7 protein-coding genes and 1 tRNA gene are annotated in these 9062 nt (G+C 69.9%); 5 read left to right on the top strand and 3 right to left on the bottom strand.

What is annotated here, in order from left to right; all coding sequences use genetic code 11:
* Positions 1-155 precede the first annotated feature (155 nt).
* The 5 genes from HLK59_RS45420 (at position 156) to HLK59_RS45400 (ending at position 4578) form a co-directional block, all read left to right on the top strand.
* Positions 156-782, top strand: a complete 627-nt coding sequence (locus tag HLK59_RS45420; protein ID WP_171147532.1) for a restriction endonuclease — start codon at positions 156-158, stop codon at positions 780-782.
* Positions 783-873: 91 nt separating this feature from the next.
* Complete coding sequence (locus HLK59_RS45415) at positions 874-1977, top strand: sensor histidine kinase (protein WP_240983023.1); 1104 nt, start codon at positions 874-876, stop codon at positions 1975-1977.
* 140 nt (positions 1978-2117) lie between these two features.
* Complete coding sequence (locus HLK59_RS45410; protein WP_171147531.1) at positions 2118-3020, top strand: ATP-binding cassette domain-containing protein; 903 nt, start codon at positions 2118-2120, stop codon at positions 3018-3020.
* Positions 3013-3765, top strand: coding sequence for an ABC transporter permease (locus HLK59_RS45405; RefSeq protein WP_171147530.1), 753 nt, complete (start codon positions 3013-3015; stop codon positions 3763-3765). The genes HLK59_RS45410 and HLK59_RS45405 overlap by 8 nt, the downstream gene beginning before the upstream one ends.
* Positions 3766-3900: 135 nt before the next feature.
* Positions 3901-4578 carry a response regulator transcription factor gene (locus HLK59_RS45400; protein WP_171147529.1) on the top strand — a complete coding sequence of 226 codons (678 nt, stop codon included), beginning with the start codon at positions 3901-3903 and terminating at the stop codon, positions 4576-4578.
* A gap of 95 nt (positions 4579-4673) precedes the next feature.
* Here the strand turns inward: HLK59_RS45400 and HLK59_RS45395 are convergent.
* The 3 genes from HLK59_RS45395 to HLK59_RS45385 all read right to left on the bottom strand — a co-directional run bounded on the left by HLK59_RS45395 (position 4674) and on the right by HLK59_RS45385 (position 8724).
* A tRNA-Lys gene (locus HLK59_RS45395) sits at positions 4674-4746 on the bottom strand.
* Positions 4747-4856: 110 nt separating this feature from the next.
* Positions 4857-6410 (bottom strand): amino acid permease, encoded by a 1554-nt coding sequence (locus tag HLK59_RS45390; RefSeq protein ID WP_171147528.1) that lies wholly within the window; start codon positions 6408-6410, stop codon positions 4857-4859.
* Positions 6411-6552: 142 nt separating this feature from the next.
* Positions 6553-8724: a DEAD/DEAH box helicase gene (locus HLK59_RS45385; RefSeq protein WP_171147527.1), complete on the bottom strand. Its 2172-nt coding sequence runs from the start codon at positions 8722-8724 to the stop codon at positions 6553-6555.
* Positions 8725-9062 lie beyond the last annotated feature (338 nt).

Genomic DNA, 9062 nt, shown 5'->3' with positions numbered 1-9062 from the left:
GAAGCGGGACGGCGGGGCGGTGGGAGACGGGTTGGCGGGGAGGCGCACGCCCCGGGCGTGCGAAAACACCGGAAAGGGCTGTTCACCGACATAAGGGCCACCCTTGCCGCGTCCCGGTGGTAGATCTCTCCACCTGGCACACCTTGGGGGGATCCATGCGCGCGCCCACACGCGACCTCGTCCGACCGTCCGAACCGATCGGAGTCGCCGGCTGCCTCTACGCGGCCGCCGCCCTCGTCCTGCTCCCGGCGGCACTCCTCGCCTGGACCGACGGCAACGGCGCCGGCGCCTTCTTCATCCTCCTGCTCCTCGCGGGCGGCGGCATCGCGCTCGGCAAGCGCCGGGCCCGGCAGGCCGCGGAACGCCACCGCGTCCGCGCCCTGCGGTCCACGGAGGTGGCGCGCTACCACGCCATGGGTGCGAGGGAGTTCGAGCACGCGGTCGCGTTCCTCTGCGAACGCGACGGCTGTCTCGGGGTCCGGGTCGTGGGCGGCGCCGGCGACCTCGGCGCCGACGTCGTCGCCGACGCCCCCGACGGGCGCCGCGTCGTCATCCAGTGCAAGCGCTACGGCCCGACCACCAAGGTGGGCAGCCCGGATCTCCAGCGGTTCGGCGGCACTTGCTACAGCGTCCACGGCGCCCAGGTCGCCGCCGTCGTCACCACATCGGTGTTCACGAAGCCCGCGACCCAGTACGCCTCCGGCACCGGGATCCGCCTCTTCGACGAGGCAGCCCTCGCCGCCTGGGCCACCCACACCGGCCCGCCGCCGTGGGGGTCGTAGCGGCAGTCCGACGTGGCGCGAAGTGGGACTCGAACCCCTGGCCGATGGATACGTTCACGGCATGGCTGGTCTCCCCCGAAGGCGCTTGGTCATGCTCGACGCGTCGGCCGCGCTCGGCTTCGCGCTGCTCCCGCAGGTGGCCGTGCTCCAGCCGGACCTCGGCGACATGGCGAGCGGCGACACCATATGGCTGTTCTCGCTGGGCACCGCGCTTCCGCTGGTCGTCCGGCGGCTGTGGCCCGTGCCGGTCGCCGGGATCGTGCTGGCCGCCGCCTGCACGGCGCTGGCCGTCGGCGTCGGACCGGTCCCGTTTCTCGCCTGCGGGTACGCCCTGTACGCGGTGGCCACGACGTGGAGACGACGGCCGAGGCTGTCCGCGGCCTTCATCACCGGCCTGTGCACGGCGGGCGCGGTCCTGCTCACGGCGACGGGGGCAGAGAGCTACCAGGGCGGGACCAAGGCGGTGCAGGCCCTGTTCGGGCTGCTTGTCCTCGGCGCCACCTGGGCGGCGGGATCGGCCGTCAGGGAACGTCGGGAGAGCGCGAGGCGTGCCGTCGAGCACGCCGCCGAACAGGCGAAGGCCGAGGAGCGCCTCCGTATCGCCCGTGACATCCACGACGTCGTCACCCACAGCGTGGGCCTCATCGCGATCAAGGCGGGTATCGCCAACCACGTCGTCGCCACCCACCCGGAGGAGGCGCGCGAGGCACTCAAGGTGATCGAGGACGTCAGCCGCAGGGCGTTGAGCGACATGCGGGCCACCCTCAAGGTGTTACGCCGGGAGCCGGACGGCGGCGCCCAGGATCTCCGGCCGGTTCTCGGACTGTCGGACCTGCCGACCCTGGTCCGGACGGCCGAGGCGGCCGGCGTACACGTCGAGCTGCGGTCCCTGGGCGGGGAGGAACTCCCGGACGGTGTCGCGCTGTCCGCGTTCCGGATCGTCCAGGAGGCGCTGACCAACGTCGTCAAGCATGCCGCGCCGACCCGATGCCGGGTGCGACTCACCGCGGAACAGGGCCTGTTGACGATCGAGGTCACCGACGACGGCCCCGACCCCGGGCACCGTCCGACCGTGCCCGGCGGCGGAATGGGCCTGGTCGGGATGGAGGAGCGGACCGCCGCGCACGGCGGCACCCTCGACACCGGGCCACGGCCGGGCGGCGGTTTCCGGGTGCTGGCGACCTTGCCGTACTGAGCCGGACAGCCCCGTAGCGAGCCGGGCATGGTCTCCGGTCGAACTCATCCGCAGGTATGGGTTCGACCCCACGCGAGGCCCTCCCACACTCCAGTCCCGGGACCGATGCGGGCGGCGGGTCGCCCGACGAGACTCACCCCGTGATCGACGTCCAGAACCTGACCAAGCGGTACGGGCGGCACACCGTCGTGGACGGCCTCACCTTCACGGTGCGGCCCGGAACCGTCACCGGCTTCCTCGGCCCCAACGGAGCCGGGAAGTCCACGACGCTACGGATGCTGCTCGGCCTCACCCACCCGGACACCGGGACCGCGACGGTCGACGGCCGCGCCTATCGCGAACTGACCTACCCCGCCCGGCACCTGGGTGCCCTGCTGGAGACGTCGGCCCCGCACCGCACCATGACCGCCGCCGACCATCTGCTGTGGCTCGCGCGGAGCAACCGGATCCCCCGGCGACGGGTCCGCGAGGTCCTGGAGACGGTCGGCCTCACGGACGCGGCCCGGCGGCGTATCGGAACGTTCTCCCTGGGTATGGGCCAGCGGCTCGGCCTGGCCGCGGCCCTGCTCGGCGATCCTCCGGTCCTGGTGCTCGACGAACCGGTCAACGGCCTTGACGCGGAGGGTATCCGGTGGCTGCGCGAACTGCTGCGCTCGATGGCCGCCGAGGGCCGGACCGTCCTGGTCTCCAGCCACCTGATGACCGAGATGTCCATGGTCGCGGACCAGTTGGTCGTCATCAGCCGAGGCCGGCTCCTCGCGGAGACCGGCATGTCGGAGTTCCTCCGGCGCCACGGCCGGACCTACGTGCGCGTACGCACACCGGAACCCCTGCGGTTTCAGACCGAGTTGGAGCGAAAGGGCGCAAGGCCGATGTCGACACCGGACGGCAGCCTGGAGGTCGACGGCATACCGGCGGCCGAGATCAGCCGCCTGGCCGCGACGATCGGGCTCCCGCTCGAAGAGCTGAGTACCCACACGGCATCCCTTGAGGACACCTTCCTCAAGCTCACCGGCGACGAGGGAAGCACCACCCATGTCTGAGACGGTCGCGGCCGTCCGGGCCGAGTTCACCAAGCTGCGCGGCATCCGCGGCACCTTCGTCGCCCTGCTGCTGTTCGTCCCCGTCAGCGTCTTCATCGCCGCACTCGGCGGCTGGTCCGCGAAGGGCGCCATCGAGTCCGACAGCCCCGGACTCCGCTCCGACTTCACCCCCGAACAGGCCGGCCTGGACGGCATCCTCTACGGGCAGCTCGCCCTGATCGTGTTCGCCGTCCTCATCGTCTCCAGCGAGTACGCCTCGGGCATGATGCGCGTCTCGCTGCTCGCCGTGCCCCGGCGAGGCCGGCTCTACGCGGCGAAGATGACCGTCACCGCCCTCGCCGCCGCGGCCGTCGCCGCCCCCGTCATCGTCGTCGGCTACCTGGTCACCCAGATCGCCCTCGGCCCCCACGGCACCCCGATCGACGCGAACGGCGTCCCCCGCGCACTGGCCGGAGCGGTGGTCTACCTGACGCTGATGAGCCTGTTCGCGGCAGGCGTCGCCGCCACGGCCCGCAGCTCCGTCCTGCCGCTGGCCGTACTGCTCCCGATGGTGCTCGCCGGAACCCAGATCCTCTCCGCCATCGGCGCGACGAAGGAGGCGGCCCGGTACTTCCCCGACCAGGCCGGCATGCGGATGCTCACCGTCCACGCGCAGGACGCGTACACCGGATGCGTCGTCATGCTCGTGTGGACGACCACGGCGCTGGCCGCCGGCTACCTCCGGTCCCGTAGATGGGACGCGTGAGGTCGGCAACGGTCACGGGAACAACCGAGACAGTGTCCAACGAGGAGTGCCAGTAGGGCAGTTGAGCATACGAAACAGCTAGGATCGCGAACGCCCTCCGATGAGCTCAGACGAACACCATGCGAGGAACACGCGATGGCCGAGGCGCCGGTCAGGGTCCTGATCGCGGACGACCAGGCCCTGCTGCGCGGCAGCTTCCGTCTCCTCGTCGACTCGGCCCCCGGGATGACGGCGATAGCCGAGGCGGAGGACGGCGCCCGAGCAGTGCGACTCGCCCGCGAACTCAGACCGGACGTCGTCCTGATGGACCTCCGCATGCCCGTCATGGACGGCATCGCGGCCACCCGTGAGATCTGCTCCGACGAGACGCTGACGGGCGTACGGGTACTGGCCCTCACGATGTTCGACGTGGACGACTACGTCTACCCGGCCCTGCAAGCGGGCGCGAGCGGCTTCATGCTGAAGGACGCCTCACCGACGGACCTGATCGCGGGCATCCGGATCATCGCCACCGGCGAGGGAGTCCTGGCCCCCACGGTCACCCGCCGCCTCATCGCGAACTTCACCCGCACCGACGAACCGACGCGACCGGCCCCGAGACTGGTCGGCCTCACGAAACGCGAACAGGAGGTATTGGTCCTGATCGCGAACGGACTCTCGAACGCGGAGATCTCCCAGCACCTCGTGGTCAGCCTGCCCACCGTGAAAACCCACGTGAGCAGCCTCCTGACGAAGCTGCACGCACGGGACCGGGCCCAGTTGGTGATCATCGCCTACGAGAGCGGGCTGGCGGAGCGGGGAATGCCGACGTGAGGACCGACACCGGAACGCAGCGACGCCCGAGCCGACCGAAGCCGACTCAGGCGCTGCGTAGCAGGTCAGAAGGGGTCACCCCTCCCCCGCACCGGTAGGCCCTGTGGGACTCGAACCCACAACCAATGGATTAAAAGTCCACTGCTCTGCCAATTGAGCTAAGGGCCCAGGCGATGTTGCCTCCCCGAGCATAGCCGGACGCGGCCGAGTCTCCGATCGGGTATCGGTGACACGGCCGCGCCGGAAGGGACGGGGGCGAGCGGAAGGTGGCCCAAAGATCACGGATCGACCGGTTCCGGCGCCCCCTTGCGTGCCGCGTCGCGGGCCCGCGTCCGCTCGTGCTCGGGGTTGAGGAACCAGTGCCGGGCCGAGGCCAGCCACCAGGCCGCCGCGAAGCCCAGGACCGCCAGGACGGCGATCGGGGCGTAGTTGAAGGTCTCCCAGGTGACCGGGGAGACCTGCGGCAGCATGAAGAGGATCGTGATCACGCCGACCCACACCACCGAGACCACACCGATCGCCCGGGACCAGCGGCCCAGGTGCCACGGCCCGCGCTCGAAGGCCTCGCCCTTGCGCAGCCGCAGCAGCGTCGGGATGACGTACGCGATGTAGAGGCCGATCACCGCCACCGACGTCACCGCCGCGTAGGCCGTGTAGTTGATCAGATACGGCAGCCCCAGGACCAGCGCCCCCGTCGCCGCCAGCCACACCGCCGCGACCGGCGTCCGGGTGCGCGGGCTGACCGTGTGCCAGATGTGCGAGAACGGCAGCGCGCCGTCACGCGAGAAGGCGTAGATCATGCGGCTGTTGGCCGTCACCGAGGCCATTCCGCAGAACAGCTGCGCCCCGATCACGACGAGCAGCAGCAGCTTGCCGGCGGTCGCGCCGAGGGCGTCCAGGAGGATCTGGGCCGGGGGTGCGCCCGTCGAGGACGTCAACGCGCCGTCGTAGGACTGGATCGCGAAGGTGAAGCCGAGGAGGAGGACGAATCCCGCGATCCACGACGTCCAGATCGACTGCACGATCCCCTTCGGGCCGGCCGTCGACGCGTCGTGGGTCTCCTCGGTCATATGGGCGGAGGCGTCGTAGCCGGTGAAGGTGTACTGGGCCATCAGCAGGCCCAGCGCGACGACATAGACCCCGCTGCCCCAGCCCGTGTTGTTGACGAACTCCGTGAACACGAAGGACGCGGACTGGTGGTGGTCCGGTACGAAGGTCAGCGCGCCGACGATCACCAGCACACCCACCACGTGCCACCACACGCTCACGCTGTTGAGGATGGCCACGATCCGCACGCCGAAGGTGTTCAGCAGACCGTGCAGGACCAGGATGCCCGCGAAGAGGAGGATCGTGCGGGCCGGGGTCACCTCGAAGTCGAACTGGAGGTTCAGGTACGCGCCGAGGAAGGAGGCCGCACCGAAGTCGATGCCCGCCGTCACCGCGACCTGGCCGAGCACGTTGAACCAGCCCGTGAACCACGCCCAGGCGGCCGCGGTCCGGCTGGGGGCGAGCTTGTGCGCCCAGAAGTACAGGCCTGCCGAGGTCGGGTACGCCGAACAGATCTCGGCCATCGACAACCCGACGAACAGCGTCATCAGACCGACCGCGACCCAGCCCCACATCATCACCGAGGGGCCGCCGGTGTTCATCCCGAACAGGTACAGCGTCAGACAGCCCGACAGCACCGAGATGATCGTGAAGGAGACGGCGTAGTTGGAGAACGCCGACATGCGGCGGGCCAGAACCTGCGTGTAGCCGAGCTGGGCGAGGCGTTCCTCGTCGGAGAGTCCGGAGACCTTCGACTGCCCACTCGCTATGTCGTCATCTGTCATGCCCCCAGCAATTCCCTCACTGGAGGCGTGACACACGTCACAACTTGGCTAGAAAGAGCCGCTCCGGAAAAGAGCTCCCCCAACGGCAGAGCGCCGTGGCCCCCGGACGGGGGACCACGGCGCTCTGTCTGCTTACTTACCGTCAGCCGTTGCGCTTCCAGCGCGGCTTGTCGTCGCGGCGGCCGAAGGAGCCGGTGCCGGTGCCCGTGCCGCGGTGGTCGTCACGACGGCCCTGCGGGCGGTCGTGGCCGCCGGAGCGGAAGCCGGGGCGGTCGCTGCTGCCCTGACGGTCACGGTTGAACGGACGGTCGCTGCCACGGTGGCCGGACGGACGGTCGTCGCGACGGAAGCCGCCACGGTCGTTGTCACGGTTGAAGCCACCCGACGGACGGTCGTCACGACGGTCGAAGGAACGACCACCACGGTCACCGTCACGACGGTCATCGCGGCGGAAGCCACCCGACGGGCGCTCGTCGCGACGGTCGAAGGAACGACCACCACGGTCACCACCGTCGCGACGGTCATCGCGGCGGAAGCCACCGGACGGACGGTCGTCGCGACGGAAGCCGCCACGGTCGTTGTCACGGTTGAAGCCACCCGACGGACGGTCGTCGCGACGGTCGAAGGAACGACCACCACGGTCACCGTCACGACGGTCGTCACGGCGGAAGCCACCGGACGGACGGTCATCGCGGCGGAAGCTGCCACGGTCACCGTCACGACGGTCGTCGCGGCGGAAACCACCCGACGGACGGTCGTCACGACGGTCACGGCGCTCGTAGTTGCCCCGCTCGTCGCGCTGCTGACGCGGACGCTCGTACGAAGAGGACTCCTCGCGCACCGGCGCCTCGGCGACGGGCTGCTCCGCCACCTCGGCCTCCACGACGGCGGCGGCCTCGGCCACCGCGGTCTCCGGGTCGTCGCCCCGCTCGCGCGCGGCACGCACGACGAGACGGTCGGCCTCCTCGCGGAGCTCGGTCGCGCGCCGGGTGGCCCGCTCCAGCTCCTTCGTGAGCTGCGTGACCTCGCGCTCGGCCTGCTTGGCGGCGTCGCCCGCCGACTGGGCCTGGACCTCGGTCATCGAACGGGCGCCGGTGATGTCGGCGACCTCGGGCTCGAAGGCCGTACCGGAGTTGATGATGTGACGCCCGGCGTCGACGCCCGCGTCCTCCATGAGGCGGAAGATCTGGCGGCGCTGGTGCGGCAGGGAGAGGGACACGACCGTGCCCGTACGACCCGCTCGGGCCGTACGGCCGGCGCGGTGCAGGTAGTCCTTGTGGTCGCCGGCCGGGTCCACGTTGAGGACCAGGTCGATGCCGTCGACGTGGATACCGCGGGCGGCGACGTCGGTGGCGACCAGCGCGTTGACGTAGCCGTCCTTGAAGTCGGCCAGGACGCGGGTACGGGCGCCCTGCGTCATGCCGCCGTGCAGCGCGTCGGCCTTCACACCGGCCTCGACGAGCTGCTCGGCGATGCGGTCGGCGCCCAGCTGGGTGCGGACGAAGATGATGGTGCGGCCCTTGCGGGAGGCGATGGCCGCGGTGACCGGCGCCTTGTCCTTGGGCTTCACGATGAGGATGTGGTGCGACATCGTCGTGACGTTGCCCTGGGCGCTGTCGACCTCGTGCGAGACCGGGTCGACCAGGTAGCGCTTGACCAGCGTGGAGATCTCGTTCTCCATCGTGGCGGAGAACAGCATCCGCTGGCCGCCCGCCGGGACCTGGTCGAGCAGCTCGGTGACCTCGGGCAGGAAGCCCAGGTCGGACATCTGGTCGGCCTCGTCGAGGACGGCGACCTCGACGTTCTCCAGGGAGCAGGCACCGCGGTTGATGATGTCGCGCAGGCGGCCCGGGGTGGCGACGAGGATGTCGACGCCGCGCTCCAGGGCGTAGATCTGGTTGCCCATCGACGTACCGCCGCAGACGACCTTCATCTTCAGGCCGACGACGTCGCCGTACGGCTGGAGCGCGTCCGCGACCTGCATCGCGAGCTCACGGGTCGGGGTGAGGATGATCGCGCGGGGCTTGTGCTTCTCGGTGCGGCCGCCGGCGAGACGCGCCAGGGTCGGCAGACCGAAGGAGAGGGTCTTGCCGGAGCCGGTGCGGCCACGGCCGAGGATGTCCTTGCCGGCCAGGGCGTCCGGGATGGTCGCGGCCTGGATCGGGAAGGGGGTGGTCACGCCGTTCTGCGCGAGCTTGCGCACAACGCCCTCGGGGAGACCGAGCTCGGCGAAGGTGACCTCGGGGGTCTCCTCGACGATCTCGTTCTCGCCGTTCTCGGGCATGACGGCGTGGTCAGAACTGGAAATGGACATGCGTAAGCGAAACCTTCCGGAGTCTCGTCGGCACGCGCCCGTCAACTCCGTGATTTCGCAATACGACCGCCTCTATGCGGTCAGCCACGGCAAGGGAGAGAACGCGCCACGCGGCGCTCTCTGCAATGGCGCCGGGCAATGGGATCAAACGATCTACTACCATACGCACCCAACCCCCCCGAAGGCAAACCAGGCCCCATTGACGCTGTCTCTTATACAAATATGACTCTGCCGACGAAGAGGATAGGGTAGATATCGGTGGTAGCCGCGGCAGTCAAAAAAAGAAACGACGCACAACACACACAGCAACGTACAGAGACATACAAAACAGCGCGAGA

This window comes from Streptomyces sp. S3(2020), assembly GCF_013044505.1.
GTDB lineage: Bacteria > Actinomycetota > Actinomycetes > Streptomycetales > Streptomycetaceae > Streptomyces.
The sequence above is the reverse complement of the archived record's forward strand: the minus strand, read 5'-3'. Positions and strand labels throughout refer to the sequence as shown.

What these genes read in the sequence shown, in the direction of transcription:
- HLK59_RS45385 (WP_171147527.1), bottom strand. Translation starts at nt 8,724, where the DNA reads ATGTCCATTTCCAGTTCTGACCACGCCGTCATGCCCGAGAACGGCGAG.
- HLK59_RS45405 (WP_171147530.1), top strand. Translation starts at nt 3,013, where the DNA reads ATGTCTGAGACGGTCGCGGCCGTCCGGGCCGAGTTCACCAAGCTGCGC.
- HLK59_RS45390 (WP_171147528.1), bottom strand. Translation starts at nt 6,410, where the DNA reads ATGACAGATGACGACATAGCGAGTGGGCAGTCGAAGGTCTCCGGACTC.
- HLK59_RS45415 (WP_240983023.1), top strand. Translation starts at nt 874, where the DNA reads ATGCTCGACGCGTCGGCCGCGCTCGGCTTCGCGCTGCTCCCGCAGGTG.
- HLK59_RS45400 (WP_171147529.1), top strand. Translation starts at nt 3,901, where the DNA reads ATGGCCGAGGCGCCGGTCAGGGTCCTGATCGCGGACGACCAGGCCCTG.
- HLK59_RS45420 (WP_171147532.1), top strand. Translation starts at nt 156, where the DNA reads ATGCGCGCGCCCACACGCGACCTCGTCCGACCGTCCGAACCGATCGGA.